This window comes from Elusimicrobium sp. An273 (assembly GCF_002159705.1).
Taxonomy (GTDB): Bacteria; Elusimicrobiota; Elusimicrobia; order Elusimicrobiales; family Elusimicrobiaceae; genus Avelusimicrobium; species Avelusimicrobium gallicola.
Genome location: NZ_NFJD01000004.1, coordinates 17,918 through 34,460, shown reverse-complemented (window position 1 = coordinate 34,460; position 16,543 = coordinate 17,918). Strand labels below are relative to the sequence as shown.

Sequence of the window (16,543 nt, the reverse complement as noted above, 5' to 3'; positions counted from 1 at the left end):
CTCTTTAGTCGGAAAACCGGAACTGGATTTCCCCCGGTTTTACCATATTGTATTGGGTGCGGGCGATTTCTTCAATATACGTTAAATCCTGCTTTTGCAGGCGTTCCATTTTGCGCAGCAGTTCTTGGTGTTGCTCGTCGAGCTCTATGCTTTGCTTGGCCAGCTTGCGCATTTCCAGTTTGTTATGCACCAAGCTTAAAAAACTGCTTCCCAAAAAAAATACAACCACCACTGCCAGCCCGAAGGCCAGCAGCAGTGGCTTTTTGTTGCGAAGCAAAGTAGCTTTTAGGTCTTGCGTCATTATTTTTTAAAGGCCGCATTTTGGGCGTAGACGGCCTTTTCGCCCAGTTCCGCTTCAATTTGCAGCAAGCGGTTGTATTTGGCCGTCCGTTCGGCCCGCGCCGGAGCGCCCGTTTTGATGGCGCCCGCGTTGGTGGCTACCGCCAGATCGGCGATGAAAGTGTCTTCCGTTTCGCCGGAGCGGTGCGACACGATGCGCGAATAGCCGTTTTTCTTGGCCAGTTCCATTACGTCAATCGTTTCCGATACGGTGCCGATTTGGTTGACCTTAATTAAAATGGAGTTGGCGGCTTTTTGGGCAATGCCTTTTTCCAGGCGTTTTAAATTGGTAACGAATAAATCGTCGCCCACCAAGTTAATCTTTTTGCCGAGTTTTTGGGTAATCAGTTTCCAGCCTTCCCAGTCGTCTTCCTGCAAGGGGTCTTCAATGGAAATCAGCGGGTAGGCTTTGCACCAGGCAGCGTAGAGATCCGTCATTTGCTCGGCGGAATACATTTTGCCTTCAAAGCGGTAGGCTCCTTCGTGGTAAAATTCGCTGGCGGCGCAGTCCATCGCCAAAGAAATTTCCGGATGTCCCGCTTTTTTGGCCGCGGCCAAGATGGTTTTTAGCACGTCTTCATGCTTGGAAATTTTGGGGGCAAAGCCGCCTTCGTCTCCTACCGCAATCACCATCCCTTCCGATTTAAGCAGGTTGCGCAGGGCGTGATACGTTTCGCTGGCTTCGCGCAGGGCTTCGGCAAATGTTTTGGGCGCAGTGGGCACAATCATAAATTCCTGCACGTCCAGCCCCGAGTCGGCGTGTTTGCCGCCGTTTACGATGTTGAGCATCGGCGCCGGAAGAACGTATGTATCTTCGTGCAAGCCGTACACGTTGCGAATGTGCTGATAAAGCGGCAATTTGGCACTGTGGCAGCCGGCGCGCAATACGGCCATAGACACGGCCAGCATAGCATTGGCGCCCAGGTGAGATTTGTTTTCCGTTCCGTCCAGCGCAATCATGCTTTCATCCACCAGCCGGATGTCAAACGGATCCATTCCCGCCAGCTGCTGGGAAATGCGTTCCACATTTTTTACGGCATTTAACACGCCTTTGCCGTTGTAGCGTTCCCCGCCGTCGCGCAGTTCAAGCGCTTCGTGCGACCCGGTGGACGCGCCGCTGGGAACCGCCGCCGTGCCGGTGTTTCCGTCGTCTAGCAATACGTCCGCCGCCACGGTAGGATACCCGCGCGAGTCCAAAATTTCTCTTGCTGTAATTTTTTTGATGCGAGCCATAAAACAACCCCCTCCGGCCGCTTGGCGGCCGCAGTTTAGACGATACTGTCTATAATTTTTTTGCCTTCTTTTATCAGAGCGGCCGGCAGTTTTTCATCCTGCGCTTCCGCATACATACGGATCAGCCGTTCGGTGCTGGACGGGCGAATGGCCAGCCAGCTGCCGCCTTTTAAGATAAACTTAAACCCGTCCGTAGAGTCAATGCGCCACACGGACGTTTTGTTGATGGAAAGCGGCGGGCGGATATCCAGCCGTTCCATAATACGGTTGATTTCCGTTTCCGTTTTGGGAATACTGACTTTTTGATCAAATAATTGTTTGTATTTTTTGTAGAAATCCTTTTTAAGCTGTTTGAAGGATTTGCCTTCCACCGCCAGCATATCTACCACCAGCAGACATGCCAGCAGGCCGTCCTTGTCCGGGATATGGCTGGCTACGGCAATGCCGCCCGATTCTTCCATGCCCATAATATACTGCCCCGTCGTCATGAGCTCGGTGATGTATTTAAACCCGACCGGCGTTTCGCGCAGCATCAGGCCGTGCATTTTGGCCACCTGGTCTATCAGGTTAGACGTAATGACGCTGCGGCAGACGCGGCCTTTTAATTTTTTGTTGCGCACCATGTGCTCTAAAATCATCGGGGCGATTTCGTTGGGGGATACCCAGTTGCCGTCGGCGTCAATAATGCCGAATTTATCGCAGTCCGGGTTGCAGGCAATGCCCAGGTGCATTTTTTTGGACGTAACCAGCTTCTTTAAATCCGTCAGACTCACCGGGCCGGCGTTAGGCGTGTGCCCGCCGAAAAGGACGTCGTCCCCTTCGTGGATGCCTTCCACCGTTACGCCGTATTTTTCCAGAAAATCGCGGAAATAGTGCTTGGCCGTGCCAAACAACGGATCCACGGCGATTTTAAGCTTGGATTTTTTGAGCGCTTTGACGTCGATCATTTTTTCCAAGCGGGCCAGGTAGCTCTTGCGCAAATCCTTGGTAACAATGGCCGCGGCGTTGAGGTAGCCAAACTCCGTAGAAGACGCCTTTAAAATTTGTGCGCTGGGGGAAGGAATGCGTTTTTCAATATCCTGCACGATTTCGTTGTTGGCAATTCCTCCGTAGTAAGAAATCCATTTTACGCCGTTGACGTAGTACTCCGCTTCGCTGCCGGTGACCACAATGGCTCCCACGGCGCATTCGTTGAGTACGGCCCATTCCGCCACGGGGGTCGGAAGGGGGAGTTCGGCCACTTTTACGGTAATGCCGCTTTGCACCAGCGCATTGGCGGCAATATAGGCAAATTGTTTGGAGAAAAAACGGGTATCATACCCCACCAAAACGAGGGGCTTTTTGGGTTTTTTGCCTTGCGCCGCGCAGTGTTTGCGGTATCCTTCACCTTCAAAACCGTAAAAGGGATGTTCCAAAATATGTTCGGAAATCCCGTATGCCAAACGTTGTACGGACTGGGCGGTAAGCCCGTCTGCGGTAACGGCCCGAAAGCCGGCGGTGCTAAACTTGATATCTTCACTCATCGTGCTGGTATTATACTAAAAAAAACCCGTTTTTTCACGCCCGCAGGGAGCCGTATATAATAAAGAATAGAGAACGGCTTGTAAAATGATAAAATATATACAACTATTTGCAAGGATATTTGGTATGAATTTTGAATCGGTTAAACAATATATTAAAAAAGCGGGCCTGCCCAACTTTCGCATTGCCCAGGTGCAGGAAGCTATTTTCAAGAAGGGCATTTCTTCGTGGGACGAAGCCACCAGCCTGCCGGCCCAGCTGCGGGAAGAATTAAAAAAAGATTTCCCGTTGCTTAGTTTTGAGGTAACCGACATTACCTGCTCCAAACACGACAAAGTGGCCAAGGCGCTTTTGACGTTAAAAGACGGCTTTCGCATTGAAACCGTGCTTTTAAAACCGCAGGACAGCTGGAGCGTGTGCGTGTCCAGCCAAGTGGGGTGCGCGCTGCGCTGTTCGTTTTGCAGTACGGGCAAAATGGGCTTTAAGCGCGATTTGACCGAAGAAGAAATTACCGACCAAGTGTTGATGTGGTACCAGTACGTACGCCGGGAAAAACTGGGCGAGCGCATTTCCAGCGTGGTGTTTATGGGGATGGGGGAGCCGCTGTTGAATTATCTTAATGTCGTTAAAGCGGCCAAGGATTTGTCCAAGCCGGACTATTTAAATATCGGCGCGCGGCATATTTCCATTTCCACTTCGGGCATAGCCGACAAACTGCATAAACTGGCGGTGGATTTGCCGCAGGCCAATTTGGCCGTTTCGCTGCACAATGCAGACAACGCCGAACGCAGCCAGCTGATGCCCGTCAACCGCCGCTACGATTTGGACGATTTAAAAAAAGCGTTGGAAGAATACATCGCCATGACGGGCCGCCAGGTATTTTTGGAATACTCGGTAATTGAAAACGTAAACAGCCGCCCGGAACACATCCGCAAACTGGCGGACTGGATTTACAGCATTAAAGACAATTACCTGCTGCACGTGAATTTGATTGCGTGCAACTTGGGCCGCGGCGAAAAAACCGACGAGCGCGTGGTAAAAGATTTTGCCGCCGGGCTTAAAGCGATGGGCATCGGCGTGACCATCCGCAAAAGTATGGGCAACGATATTTTGGCTGCTTGCGGGCAGTTGGCATCGCAAAAGAAATAGGAGGAACTATGAAAAAATTAAAAGGGATTGCGGCTGCGCTTTTGCTGTTGGGCGGTTGCGCCACCTTGGAGCAAAACAATTTGGATTGGATTGCTATCGGGCCGGATTTTCCGCCCACGAAAGCCAAGAAGGTGGAAATTTTGGGCAGCAAAGGGGAAATTACCCGCCCGTATGGCAATTTGGGGTTGCTGCGCATTAAAAATTTAAAGCCGGATCGCGACGTGCTGAAAATGGGCGTGGAAAAAGGACGCCGCTTTGTGGCCTCTAAAGGGGCCGACGCAATGCTGATCGGCCAGTATAACAGCGCCGAAGACGGCGCTACCGACCCGCGCGTGACGCTGATTATTTATGCCATTAAGTATGTAGACCAGCTGACGGAAGAAGATCAAAAAGCCATTGAAGATTTTAAAGTATTGGGGATTTTAAATGAACGTTCTGATAGCTAGAACCATTGAAGAGTGTGAACAATGGACGGATGTTGCCGTGGTGGTGGATGTGCTTTGTGCCTCCACGACGGTTTGCGCGTTATTAAAACGCGGCAAAAAAGATGTTTTGGCGTTTGGCGATGCCGCCCAGGCGGCGGCTTTTGTGCAGGCGCATGGGGATTTTGAAGTCTACAGCGATGTGGATTTTGCACTTCCCCACGAAAATAATTCGCCTTCTTTGGCGGCTAAATCCAATGCCCGCAAACCGGCCTTGGTGCTTACGTCCGCCGGTACGAAAGCGCTGGAACATTTAAAACAGGCTTCGCTGGTGCTGATGGGCGGTTTTTGCAATTTCTATGCGCTGGCGGAAGCGCTGGCGGCTCAGCCTAAAGATATTTTGCTGGTGTCCGGATCGCTGTTTGATATGGCCGATGACGTGGAAGACGGCCTGTGCGTGTCGGCGTTAAAGGACTATATCCAAGGAATCGGCAACCCGCAGGACGCCATTGTGGAGTTTAACAACACGATGCGTTTTGGCGAATTTTTGCACAGCGGTTCCAAAACGGCGGAAAAAGATCTTAAAACGGCCTTTAAGGTAAACGGCATTGCCGTGGTGCCCCAAGTCAGTTTTGCGCCGGACGGATACGGCGTGTGCCACGTGTTTGGCCAGCCGGCCCCCCAAGAATGGATGGGAAAACAGCCGTCGTCCGCCGCGCCCGAACCGGCCCCGCAGGCGGCAGCTCCTGCCGAAGAAACGCCCGCTCCGGCGACCGTGCCGCAACAGCCGGCCCCCGTGCAAGAGAGCACTCCCGCGGCGGACACGCTGCAGACTCCCGCGGCGGAAAATACCTTGCGCAAAGAAGTAAAAACAGCCGAGAAAAATTTGCAGGCGGCCGCTCAGCAGGCTACCACGCGGCTGAAAGGTTTTTTCAGCGGCATCTTAAAAGCCGTTAAAGAGGAAAAAGCCGAGTTGGAAGGAGATTTGGGCATGGCGCAAAAACAAGCGGAGAGCCCGAAGACGGCCCCCCAGAACCAGTTTGAAGATCCGCTGGATCGGGTACTTAAAAAGAGCGAACGGGCTCCTGCCCCGCAGGAAAATCATCCTGCCCGGCCGGCGGAGCCGGAAGCGCCCGCCGCACCCGAACAGGAGGCCGCGCCTCAGCCGTCCCCCGTGCAAGCGGCGGTGCCGGCCGGAGAAGTAACGTTCTCGCGGGAAGCTGCGGCCGGGCTGTCCAACAAAAAGCGCAAAAAAGCCATTGTCCTGTTTTCCGGCGGGTTGGATTCCACGACCTGTTTGTATTGGGCCTTGGCGCACGGGTATGAATGTGAAGCGCTGACGGTTTCTTACGGCCAGCGTCACGAACGGGAAGTACAGTCGGCCCAAGCCATTGCACGCAAATTGGGGATCAAGCATCATTTAATTACGCTTGATTTGCCGTGGCTTTCCTGCTGTTCGCTGGTAGACAAGAACAAACAGCTGCCGGATATTGCGGTGGAAGATATTCCGAAAGAGGGGATTCCCTCCACCTATGTGCCGGGGCGCAACTTAATGTTTTTGGCGATTGCGGGGTCTTTGTTGGATGCCGTAGGAGCCGACGCTATTATCGCCGGGCCGAACGCGGTGGATTTTTCCGGATATCCGGATTGTACGCCCGCTTTCTTTAAAGCGGCGGCCGAAGCGCTCAACCGCGGAACAAAAACCGGGGTCAGCGAAGGAATTGAAGTGCTGGCGCCGCTGATGCGGCTTTCCAAGGCGCAGATCGTCAAGCTGGCGGCCAATTTGAAAGTGCCCTTTGAGCTGACGTGGAGCTGCTATGCAGGCGGCAAAAAGCCGTGCGGTCATTGCGACTCCTGCAAGCTGCGCGCCAAAGGATTTGAAGAAGCCGGCGTGCACGATACGTCGCTGGACTGATATGTGGAAGTATTACCTCTTTTTGGCGGGTGCCATTGCGTGTGAAATCGCCGGCACCAGCGCGCTGAAAGCGTCGCGCGGGTTTACCGTGCCCGCGTGGGCGGTACTGACGGCGGCGGCGTATGCCGGGTCGTTTTGGCTGTTGGGGCTGACGCTAAAGGGGATGTCTTTGGGCGTGGCCTACGCCATTTGGGCGGGTGCCGGAACGGTGCTGACGGTACTGGTGGGAATGGCCGTATTTAAAGAACGGCCGGATTTCGCCGCCGTGCTGGGCATCAGTCTTATTGTCGTTGGGGTGGCTGTAATGTATTTGTTTTCCAAAACGGTTGCCCATTAAAGGAGAATATATGAGAAAAACTATTTTGGTTTTGGGATTATTGGCAGGCGCTTCCCTGTTTTGTGCGGCACAGGCCGAGACGGGCAAAGCGGCGGATCGGAAAGAAGATAAAAACAGACCCGGCGTAGAAACCGTGATTAAAAAATCTTCCGCCCCCAAGCAGACGCCCGCCGAAGAGAAAAAAGCCTTTGAACAGCGCCGCAAATTAATTAAAAAACTCGTGAAACAATACCGCAAAGCTTCCGACGAGCAAAAACCGGCCCTGAAAGAACAGCTTTCGCAGGTGGTTTCCCAAAGCGTGGACGCGGGCTTTGCCTATGTAAAAGCGCGCATTGCGGCGGAACGGGAAAACTTGAATAATTGGGAAAAGAAGATCCAGCAGGACGAGCAAAATATAGACCAAATAAAAGCCCGCCGGGTGGAGGAGTTGCTTTCCGGCGAAGCCGAACGCAAACATAAAGCCGCCCAGAAGAAATGGAAGAAACAAATGAAAAAGGCGGAAAAGGCGTTGCGCTAAACGCTTTTTTGTAAAAAACCCCGCGGACGAATCCGCGGGGTTTTTTATGTGCTTATTAAAATATCAGTTAAACAAGCCGGAAGCTTCCAGCGCGTTTAACGCTTTTGTAATGTCGTTTACCACAATAATCCAGCGGGAATCCGTCCCGGCTCCGGCCGTACCGTAAATCGTGGTAATGTTGATTCCGTTGTTGGATAACACCGAGCCGATATCGCGGATAAGCCCCACCCGGTTGGGAGCGTCCAAACAGATGGCATCCGTCTTCACGCTGGTAAAGCCGGCCTTGGTCAGCGCGTGGCTGATTTCCTGTTCGTATTTAATGGCCAGCCGGACGACCGCCGCGTCGTAGCGTACGTCCTGAGAAATGGCAATTACGTCCACATTCTCCCGCACGAACAACTCGGCAAAGTTTTTCAGCGCTCCCGGTTCATTAATCAGGAACACGCTGTATTGTTTTACCACACTTATAGCCATTCAAACCCCTTGGGGCCGCTCAACAGCCCCTACTAGCATTATATCACAACCGACAGGGGTTTCGTGTAAAAAACTGACGTCGCGGGTTTTAGGAGAGGGAAGCCATATCCGTTTGGCGGATAATTTGGAGCATTTGAGCGTGTATTTTGCCGTTGCTGGCCAGCAGGGTGGGGCCGTAATCGGGGATTTTTTTATATTTCCGTCCGTTAAAATCCGTTACTTTTCCGCCCGCTTCCTGCAAAATCAGCACGCCGGCGGCCACGTCCCAGGGGTTGAGGTTGTCTTCCCAGTATCCGTCGGTTCTGCCGGCGGCCAGCCAGCACAAGTCCAGCGCGGCCGATCCCAAACGGCGCACATCGTGGCAGGAATTTAGAAATTTTTCAAACCGCCGCAATAGCTGCGGCATACGCGTAAAGCGGTTGTAGGGAAATCCGGTAACCAGCAGCGATTGATCCAGCCGAGGCGTTTTGGAAACGTGAATTCTTTTACCGTTTAACGTGGCGCCTTTTCCTTTTTGAGCCAAAAACATTTCCCCGGTGGCCGGGTTGGTAACGCCGCCCAATACGGGTTCATTTTTATAAAACAGGGCAATGGACACCCCGCACTGGGGAAAAGTGTGTGCAAAATTGGTGGTGCCGTCGATGGGGTCAATGACCCATACGTAATCCGACCCGGTGTTTTTAACGCCGTTTTCTTCGGCCAGGTAGTCGTGGTCGGGAAAATTCTTGCGCAGGATGGAAAGAATTGTTTTTTGGCTGGCCACGTCGGCCGTGGTCACCAAGTTGGCTTTGCCTTTTAGTTCGTAGCCTACTTTTCCAAACCGGCTGCGCACCGCGCGGGCCGCCGCTTGCAGGCATTGTTTTAAAACGGAAAATTCTTTTTTCATTTTTTAAAATGAAGCACGTCTGCCGCTTTTAATTTGTTTTCCAAATCCAGCATGGCTTTGCAGTCGTCCTCGTTATACATCAGCACTTTTTTAAGCAGTTCGTCGTTGCCGGTTTTCAGCCAGTTGGTAAAATAGACCATGCTGTCCATGGCGCCGCAGTCGTCCTGCCGCCAGTTAAAACCAAAGGCGGGGGCGGCGGCTTTGAGCGAAAAACTGGGCGCCGGCAGGTAAAACTGTTTGTTTACCGCCACCTTTAAATCAAAGCAGATATTGCACAGCGCTTTTAGTTTCTCGGCGTCCTGCGGGTTTTTGGCCGCCAGATTTTTCATCTTTTTTACTTCGTATTCCGTCCAGTGGTACAGGGCGGTGTCGGAAAAATCGCGGACGTAATCGTAAAATTGTTCAAAAATTTTAATTTCTTCTTCCGGGGTTTTGGCCACAAAGCTGACATATTTGTCCGCCTCTTTGTCCCAAATACCAATGAGGTAAACGAACGAAACATTGTCTTTGGTAAACGTTTCGGTGGCTTCAAAGTCAAAATACAAATTGTATTTTTTGGCCGGCGGCGGGAAGTGCCCTTCCTCGCGTAAAACGGGTTTGTGGTGCAGGTAGGCCAGCGCGTTGTAATAGGAATCGGTGGCGTGGGGTTCTTCCAAAATGCCGCGCAGTTTTTCCAGGCCGGCGCGGGCCACGTCGTCGGTATTAAAGATGCCGTTTATTTTCAGGCATTGGCGCATTTCGGTGTTTAAGCCGGGCAGCATCAGCAAATCCTTGCTTTGCGCCACCACTTTATTGGCGTATACGCGCCACGGGGCGCTGGCGGCCTTGGGCGGCTTGTGCGCTTCGGGCTTGGCCAAACCGTCGCGGATGCTGCGCCAAAAAGCCAGCTCCCGTTCCAAGCGTTCCTGATGGTCTTGGTACGTTACGTCCAGCGTGCGGTCTTTTAGAAATACGCGCATCTGGGCCGGGGTATAGCGCTGGGTTTTGCCCAACATATGGTTCAGCAGGCTGACTTGCAGGGCATAATGCTCTTTTAAGTCGTGTGCGCGTTTAAATTGGAAAATATGATAATGGTACGGCCCGAACAGGCTGGGGGCTGCGTCGGAACGGACGAGCAGGTTCAGGCTGCCGTAGGTGTTTTCCGGCAGGTTCCACAGCAGGGCGTTTGCGATGGCGCTTTCGCCGCGGGCCATGGCAGACAACGTGTTTTTAAAGCGGGCGGTTTCATCTTCGCCCGACACAAACACCACGCCCGGGAACTCCGCTTTAATCCACTGGTCGCGGGCGTTGCGGTCGGTGCGGATTTTTAAGCTTTCATAGCGGTTGGGTTCGGGCACGGCCTCTTCTTTTGGGGCGTGAAAGGAACACCAAATGCTAAACGGGTCTTCCAGCAGGGAGAACATTTTAGAGGCGTTAAAATCTTGTTTGCCGGGGGTACGCCCTGCGGAAAGAAATTGGAATAAATCCTGTAGTTCGTTGTCTGTCATTATAAGGTATTTTATCTTTTTTAGAGGGAGAATAAAAGTTCTTTGGCGGCTTGCCAGTGCGGGGGGTTATTTGCTACCATAAAAACTTAAGAGTATGTCAACAAACGAACAAAGTAAAATAAGCTTGGGCAGTTTGATTACCCCCGCCCGCGTGTTGTTGGCGGAGGATTACCCAAGCAAAAAAGAACTGATTTCGGCGCTTGTACAGGTCGTTTGCCGGGATTATAAGCAGTTGGATCCGGCGGATGTGGCGGCCCAGGTACTCAAACGGGAAGAAGGAATCAGCACCACGCTGGATACCGGTCTTTCCATTCCGCATGCGCGGCTGGAAGAACTAACGGATTTTGCCGCGGCGGTAGCCGTCCTGCGCAAGCCCTTGCGCGAAACTTCCGGCAACGAACTGCCCATTCGGGTGATGTTTTTATTTCTGTCTCCGGCCAAACCGGCTTTTTTCCAAAAGCATTTGCAAATTCTTTCCGCCCTGGCCGAAAAATTTAAACCGGAATTTATTGAAGAACTGGCTTCGCTTTCCAACGCAGAAGAAGTGGCCCTGCGCTTGGCGCGGTAGTGTAGTATGAAACAGCCTTCTTCCTCTTCGGCCGGAGCTTCCCGCGTAAAAAAAGTGGTCGTGCTGACTACGGCCATGCTTACCTTTATTCCCTTCTGGAAAGCGGCGGCGGTGGTGCTGTGCGACTTTGGCTCCAGCGCGTTCTACGCCGGCGGCATTGCCATGCGCGCCTTCGGGCCGGCGTTTCCGTGGTATATTTTGGCGGTGATGCTGTTCTCCGGCTTATTGCTGATGCTGGAGCTGGAAGCGTGCTCGCTGTTTGTGCGCGGGGGCGCCTATAAAATCGTGCGGGAAGGCATGGGGGATACGGCGGCCAAGCTGGCGGCTTCCGCCTTGATTTTTGATTTTATTTTAACGGGCCCCATCAGTGCGGTTACCGCCGGGCACTACCTGTGCGGGCTGTTCAATTCGTTTTTGGAATGGGGCGGCGCCGCGATAGAACTGCCCGAGAATGTGATTTCGGTGCTTTTCGGGCTGTTGGTAACGGGGTATTTTTGGCGGCAGAATGTGAAAGGGATTGAAGAATCCAGCTCCAAAAGCGCCAAAATTATTGCGTTTTCGCTGGCGGTTTGTTTTTTGCTGGCCATTTGGTCGTTTATTACCATGGCCCTGCACGGGGCGCATCTGCCGCCAACGCAGCTGGCCTTCTCCCAAGAGGCGCTGGGCTGGGCGGGCGGCATAGACTGGATGCAAACCATTGGTCTGGTGGGCATGCTGATGGCCTTCGGGCACAGCGTGCTGGCACTTTCGGGGATTGAGACGCTCTCGCAGGTATACCGGGAAATTGAATACCCCAAAGCCCAAAATTTGAAAAAAGCCGCGTGGCTGATTTTTGGCTTTGCGCTGTTGTTTACGGGCGGGCTGACGTTTTTGTCCGCCGTGATTATCCCGCCGGAACTGGTGGCCACCAAATACTACGACAACCTGCTGGCCGGGCTGGCCATGAGCATGGCCGGGCCCAATATCTTAAAGCTGTTGATGCAGGCCATGATTGTGGTGTGCGGCGTGGCGATGCTTTCGGGCGCGGTAAACACCTCGCTGATCGGCTCCAATTCGCTGATGAACCGCATTGCGGAAGACGGTATTTTAACCGATTGGTTCCGCAAAATCCACCGCCGCTACGGTACTTCTTACCATATTATCCACGTGATTGCCGTCGTGCAGCTGGCGGTGATTTTGGTTTCCCGCGGCAATGTGTACCTGCTGGGGGAAGCGTATGCCTTTGGGGTGATGTGGTGCTTCGTGTTTGAAGTTTCCGCCATTATCCGCCTGCGCTGGAAAAGAGCCGCCCAAAAGCGCGATTTTATGTTCCCGCTGAACATTAAGTACGAAAATTATTATATCCCCGTGGGGCTGATTTTGCTGTGCGGATTTTTGGTGTCGGTAGCGTGCGTCAACCTGTTTACCAAGCAAGTGGCCACGGTGGCGGGGTTGGGGTTTACGGCGTTTTTGTTTGCGGTGTTTTCGCTTTCGGAGCGGCTAAACGCCAAACGGGCCAACACGATGTTTGAAGAAGGCTATCGCGAGCGCATCAATGCCCAAACGGTGGACGATTTAAAAGAAGCCTTTTCGGAATTAGACCACCCGCACCGGATTTTGGTGGCGGTCAAAAACCCGGAAAACCTGTACCATTTGGAAGAAGTCCTCAGCAAAGCCAATGCGGAGGATACGGACGTGATTGTGCTGTACTGCAAACCGGTGGAAAACGTGCTCTACCGCCAGGATATGCGTTCGGCCGCGGTGGATGAGCAGGAAGTGTTCACGGCCGTCATTTTTCTGGCGGAAAAATACGGCCTGCCCGTTACGCCGGTGCTGGTTCATTCCAACGACGCCTACTACGCCATTGCCCAAGCCGCCGCAGTGGCGGACGCGGAAGAGGTGGTGATGGGCGTGTCCGGCCGGCACGGCGCCAACCCGCAAATTGAACGGGCGGTAATGACGTGGGGCGCCGTAAAAGACCACGAGTTAAAACACCCCGTTACCCTGCGCATTTTATGGGAAGGCAGAGAAGTCTCCTACCGTTTTACCCGCTAACCGGCGGGCTTGTAATATGGTAAAATAAAAATATGGCTATTCTTCGTGTTACGAAATACGGCGAAAACATCTTGCGCCAAAAACTAAAACCCGTTGATTTTAAAACGCTGGAGCCGCTGCTGCCCAAACTGCTTAAGGATATGGAAGAAACCTGCCTGGCGGTGCGCGGCGTGGGGCTGGCGGCAAATCAAATCGGGCTGGAGTACCGCATGGCCGTGATTTTAATTCCGCAGTCGGCCGAAGAAAATGCCCCGCTCACGCGTTACGTCATCATTAATCCGGAAATCCTTTCCATGCGCGGGGAAAAGCTGGAAGAAGAAGGCTGCCTGTCGCTGCCCGGTTTGTGGGCCGAAGTCAAACGCGCTACGGACGTAACCATTAAATATACCGACGAACACGGCCAGGAACAAGTCAAGCGGGCCCGCGGCCTGCTGGCAAAAGCGTTCCAGCACGAAGTGGATCACTTGGACGGGAAGCTGTTTATTGATTTGGTGGATCCCGCGCTTAAGCCGGAAGTCAAAAAGGCCATCAAAAAACTGCGCAAAAATTGGGATTAACAAATTTACGATTTTTAAAACCCCGGAACGAACAGGTTCCGGGGTTTTGTTTTGCCAAAGCGTTGCATGGCGGGGGATTTTTTTCTATACTTGTCCTATGGCAATTATTTTATCCGTCAAGCGTGTAAGCAAACAGAACAAGAGCAAAAAGAGCTCTTGCGTGCTTGCTTGCAATTGTGCGGATATATAACGGCCTGAATTAAAATCCATTTGCTGCGCCTCCGCTTGATTGCAAGCGGGGGCGTTTTTTATGGCTAAAAAGGAGAATACATATGTGCTTTCATTATCAAGACGGAGAATTGTATGCCGAAGGCGTGAGCGTGGCCGCCCTGGCGCGCCGGGTGGGAACGCCCTTTTATTGCTATAGCACCGATAAGCTGACGCGCAATTTTAACGCTTATCAACAGGCCCTTTCGGATCTAAACGCAACGGTCTGCTATTCCGTGAAAGCCAACCCGAACCTAAGCGTGGTGTCGGCGGTGGCGCGGTTGGGCGGCGGGGCGGACGTTGTGTCGGGCGGGGAGCTGTTTGTAGCCCGGCGGGCGGGAATCGCGGCGGACAAAATCGTCTTTTCCGGCGTAGGCAAAACGCGGGCCGAACTGGAAGAGGCGGTGAAGCTGGGGATTTTGCAGATTAATGCCGAGTCCGCCGCCGAAGTGGAAACGCTAAACGAAATTGCCTTGGCGCTGGGGAAAAAGGCTAATCTGGCGTTGCGCGTCAATCCGGATGTGGACGCGTTGACCCACGTCAAAATTACTACCGGGAAAAAAGAAAATAAATTTGGCGTACCGTGGCCCGAAGCGCATGAGTTGTATGTCAAAGCCGCCCGCCTGCCGGGGATACGCATTGCGGGCATTGCCGTGCACATCGGTTCGCAGCTATTGGATTTGGAGCCTTTTCGGCTGGCGTTTACCAAAATTGCCGCCATGGTGCGGACGCTGGAATCGGAGGGAATTGGTATTGAAAACATTGACCTGGGCGGCGGAATGGGGATTAATTACAATGTGGAACTGCCGCCTACGTGTGAGGCATATGCCCAGGTGGTGCGGGAAACGTTGGGAGGGTTCAAGAAACATTTAATCGTGGAGCCGGGGCGTTCTATCGTGGGCAACGCCGGGATTTTGGTCACGCAAGTAATCGGGTGCAAGTCCAACGGTGAAAAAAATTTTATCATTGTGGATGCCGGAATGAACGATTTAATCCGCCCGGCGCTTTATGAGGCGTGGCACACCATTTTGCCGGTGCACAAAACGGGCGTTGCGCCGATGATTGCCGATATCGTGGGCCCGATTTGCGAATCGGGCGACGTGTTTGCCCACGAGCGTATTATAGAGCCTGTCCAGGCAGGCGGACTACTTGCTATAATGTGTGCAGGGGCGTATGGCGCGGCGATGTCGTCCATGTACAATTTTCGCCCGCTGGTGCCGGAAGTGCTGGTAAACGGCAAGGAGTTTGCCGTTGTCCGCAAACGCACTTCGTATGAAGAAATGGTAAGCGCCTATACGGTGGCGCCGTGGCTGCAAGGAGAGGGGCAATGAGAAAAGTTTGCATTATGAAATTCGGCGGCAACACGCTGGCCAATAAACAAAAATTGCTGATGGCGGCTAATTTAATTAAGTCCCGCTACGATCAAAATTTTATTCCGCTGGTGGTGGCTTCCGCCAACGGAAATTTAACGGATGTACTGCTGGATCACGCTTTTAGCATTACCCCCACGCCGGATAAGCGCGAACTGGATATGCTGGTAACCACCGGCGAACGCGTCAGCGTGGCGCTTTTGTCTATTGCGCTGCGCGCCATCGGCGTGCCGTCTATCTCGCTTACCGGCTCGCAAATCGGGCTGATTACCACCTGCACCCACACCGGGGCGGATATTTTGGAATTAAAAGGCACCCGCCTGGTAAACGAAATTCAGAAAGGGCATGTGCCGGTGGTGGCCGGGTTCCAGGGAATTGGGCAGGATAAGGAAATCACTACGCTAAAACGCGGGGGGAGCGACGTTTCCGCCGTCTTTTTGGCGGCCCAGCTGGGGGCCGACCACGTGGAAATGATTAAAGACGTGGACGGCGTTTACTCCGCAGATCCCAATAAAGACCTCAAAGCCCAAAAATACGAGGTGCTGGATTTTGACGAAATGTACAAACTGGCGCTGAACGGAGCCAGCGTACTGCACCCGGATGCCGTCCGTTTAGCCAAAGAAAAAGGAGTGGAAATCCGCATCGTCCACTACCAAACGGGCCAGACGGGTACGGTTATTAAATAGGAACGTTATGAAACCGACATTTAAATTTAATACCTTTGGCATTCTTTCGTTTGTAATTTTGTGCGGGCTGTTCTATTGGCTTTGCCCCGCCATCAGCCAGCCGGTATGGCGCTACGTTGTGTACGGCGTATTTCTGCTGGCGGCGTTCTGTGCGTGTTTTGTGGTGGTCAAACCTAAATAGCAGCCGCCAGGCGGGCGATTGGCGGCGTGGGGGAAAAGCGTTTTCAAGCGGAAGTTAAAAATAATAAAGAGAGGTTTTATCATATTCTTCCCAGCGAAAATATGATATGATATGAGCTATGGATAACATTGTCATTTTACAACTCATCGGGTTTACCGTTTGCTTTATTCTATTATTTGTCTTTACGGCCAAATACCGTGCCGCTTTGGCGCATGAAACGGATTTTGAACCGGCGGTAGAAGACTTGACGGTGGTTACCGTTGCGCAGCCGCCGGCCTTTAAACCGCGCGCTTCCATTTTGCAGTCGCTGCAGGGGTCTGCTTCGCTGGAAGTGGCCGATTTGAAAGAAAAGGTGAAAGATTTGCACTACCGGTTGGAAGAACTGAAAGTGGCGCATGACAAATCCAATGCGGAAATTTCCAAACAGCTTTCCCGCTTGGAACAGCGCCTGGGAACCTTTGAACAGGAATATGTAACCAAATTGCAGCCCACTTTAATTAGCCTGATTGAAGAATTGGAAAATATGAAAGTGGCTGAGGATAAACCGCAAAAATAGTTTATTTTTTAACTCTCACGTTTTAAAACCGCCGCCAAATTTGCGGCGGTTTTTAATTTTATACGCTTGTATAATTTTTAAAATAAGAAGTATCTTTTCTTTTT

The 16,543-nt window shown here is 52.5% G+C and carries 18 protein-coding genes; 12 read left to right on the top strand and 6 right to left on the bottom strand.

Annotation, left to right across the window (positions count from 1 at the left end; translation table 11 throughout):
• Positions 1 to 4: 4 nt before the first annotated feature.
• Genes B5F75_RS05780 through B5F75_RS05770 form a run of 3 tightly spaced genes read right to left on the bottom strand, consistent with a single transcriptional unit; the run spans position 5 to position 3,095 of the window.
• Positions 5 to 301 (bottom strand): FtsB family cell division protein, encoded by a 297-nt coding sequence (locus B5F75_RS05780; protein ID WP_087288898.1) that lies wholly within the window; start codon positions 299 to 301, stop codon positions 5 to 7.
• Complete coding sequence (gene eno, locus B5F75_RS05775) at positions 301 to 1,572, bottom strand: phosphopyruvate hydratase (RefSeq protein ID WP_087288896.1); 1,272 nt, start codon at positions 1,570 to 1,572, stop codon at positions 301 to 303. Before eno ends, B5F75_RS05780 begins: the two co-directional genes overlap by 1 nt.
• Positions 1,573 to 1,607: 35 nt before the next feature.
• The gene (locus B5F75_RS05770; protein ID WP_087288894.1) at positions 1,608 to 3,095 is read right to left on the bottom strand and encodes a phosphohexomutase domain-containing protein; all 1,488 of its coding nucleotides are present in this window, start codon (positions 3,093 to 3,095) and stop codon (positions 1,608 to 1,610) included.
• A 124-nt stretch (positions 3,096 to 3,219) separates the two neighbouring features.
• Between B5F75_RS05770 and rlmN the strand changes: the two genes are divergently transcribed.
• The 5 genes from rlmN to B5F75_RS05745 are packed head-to-tail and all read left to right on the top strand — an operon-like array spanning position 3,220 to position 7,433.
• Positions 3,220 to 4,242 (top strand): dual-specificity RNA methyltransferase RlmN, encoded by a 1,023-nt coding sequence (rlmN, locus tag B5F75_RS05765; protein WP_158093793.1) that lies wholly within the window; start codon positions 3,220 to 3,222, stop codon positions 4,240 to 4,242.
• A gap of 8 nt (positions 4,243 to 4,250) precedes the next feature.
• Positions 4,251 to 4,688, top strand: a complete 438-nt coding sequence (locus tag B5F75_RS05760; protein WP_087288890.1) for a hypothetical protein — start codon at positions 4,251 to 4,253, stop codon at positions 4,686 to 4,688.
• The gene (gene queC, locus B5F75_RS05755; protein WP_087288888.1) at positions 4,669 to 6,579 is read left to right on the top strand and encodes a 7-cyano-7-deazaguanine synthase QueC; all 1,911 of its coding nucleotides are present in this window, start codon (positions 4,669 to 4,671) and stop codon (positions 6,577 to 6,579) included. Before B5F75_RS05760 ends, queC begins: the two co-directional genes overlap by 20 nt.
• A gap of 1 nt (position 6,580) precedes the next feature.
• Positions 6,581 to 6,916 carry a DMT family transporter gene (locus B5F75_RS05750; protein WP_087288886.1) on the top strand — a complete coding sequence of 112 codons (336 nt, stop codon included), beginning with the start codon at positions 6,581 to 6,583 and terminating at the stop codon, positions 6,914 to 6,916.
• Between the two features lie 10 nt (positions 6,917 to 6,926).
• A complete protein-coding gene (locus B5F75_RS05745) occupies positions 6,927 to 7,433 on the top strand; it encodes a hypothetical protein (RefSeq protein ID WP_087288884.1) in 507 nt (168 codons plus the stop codon).
• Positions 7,434 to 7,496: 63 nt separating this feature from the next.
• Here B5F75_RS05745 and B5F75_RS05740 read toward each other — a convergent pair whose 3' ends face one another.
• From B5F75_RS05740 to B5F75_RS05730, 3 genes are all read right to left on the bottom strand, one after another.
• On the bottom strand, positions 7,497 to 7,907 hold the full coding sequence (locus B5F75_RS05740; protein WP_087288882.1) for a hypothetical protein: 411 nt from the start codon (positions 7,905 to 7,907) through the stop codon (positions 7,497 to 7,499).
• 88 nt (positions 7,908 to 7,995) lie between these two features.
• Positions 7,996 to 8,793 carry an inositol monophosphatase family protein gene (locus B5F75_RS05735; protein WP_087288880.1) on the bottom strand — a complete coding sequence of 266 codons (798 nt, stop codon included), beginning with the start codon at positions 8,791 to 8,793 and terminating at the stop codon, positions 7,996 to 7,998.
• Positions 8,790 to 10,280, bottom strand: coding sequence for a TM0106 family RecB-like putative nuclease (locus tag B5F75_RS05730; protein ID WP_087288878.1), 1,491 nt, complete (start codon positions 10,278 to 10,280; stop codon positions 8,790 to 8,792). Before B5F75_RS05730 ends, B5F75_RS05735 begins: the two co-directional genes overlap by 4 nt.
• A gap of 94 nt (positions 10,281 to 10,374) precedes the next feature.
• On the opposite strand from B5F75_RS05730, the gene B5F75_RS05725 reads away from it, so the two are divergent.
• From B5F75_RS05725 to B5F75_RS05700, 7 genes are all read left to right on the top strand, one after another.
• A complete protein-coding gene (locus B5F75_RS05725; RefSeq protein ID WP_087288876.1) occupies positions 10,375 to 10,848 on the top strand; it encodes a PTS sugar transporter subunit IIA in 474 nt (157 codons plus the stop codon).
• Between the two features lie 6 nt (positions 10,849 to 10,854).
• The gene (locus B5F75_RS05720) at positions 10,855 to 12,882 is read left to right on the top strand and encodes an APC family permease (RefSeq protein ID WP_087288874.1); all 2,028 of its coding nucleotides are present in this window, start codon (positions 10,855 to 10,857) and stop codon (positions 12,880 to 12,882) included.
• Between the two features lie 32 nt (positions 12,883 to 12,914).
• The gene (def, locus tag B5F75_RS05715; protein ID WP_087288872.1) at positions 12,915 to 13,439 is read left to right on the top strand and encodes a peptide deformylase; all 525 of its coding nucleotides are present in this window, start codon (positions 12,915 to 12,917) and stop codon (positions 13,437 to 13,439) included.
• A gap of 272 nt (positions 13,440 to 13,711) precedes the next feature.
• Positions 13,712 to 14,977: a diaminopimelate decarboxylase gene (lysA, locus tag B5F75_RS05710; RefSeq protein ID WP_087288870.1), complete on the top strand. Its 1,266-nt coding sequence runs from the start codon at positions 13,712 to 13,714 to the stop codon at positions 14,975 to 14,977.
• Positions 14,974 to 15,702, top strand: a complete 729-nt coding sequence (locus B5F75_RS05705) for an amino acid kinase family protein (protein ID WP_087288868.1) — start codon at positions 14,974 to 14,976, stop codon at positions 15,700 to 15,702. Before lysA ends, B5F75_RS05705 begins: the two co-directional genes overlap by 4 nt.
• A 7-nt stretch (positions 15,703 to 15,709) precedes the next feature.
• The gene (locus tag B5F75_RS07390) at positions 15,710 to 15,883 is read left to right on the top strand and encodes a hypothetical protein (RefSeq protein WP_158093792.1); all 174 of its coding nucleotides are present in this window, start codon (positions 15,710 to 15,712) and stop codon (positions 15,881 to 15,883) included.
• A 118-nt stretch (positions 15,884 to 16,001) separates the two neighbouring features.
• A complete protein-coding gene (locus B5F75_RS05700) occupies positions 16,002 to 16,439 on the top strand; it encodes a Clp protease/crotonase-like domain-containing protein (RefSeq protein WP_087288866.1) in 438 nt (145 codons plus the stop codon).
• The last annotated feature ends 104 nt before the right edge of the window (positions 16,440 to 16,543 follow it).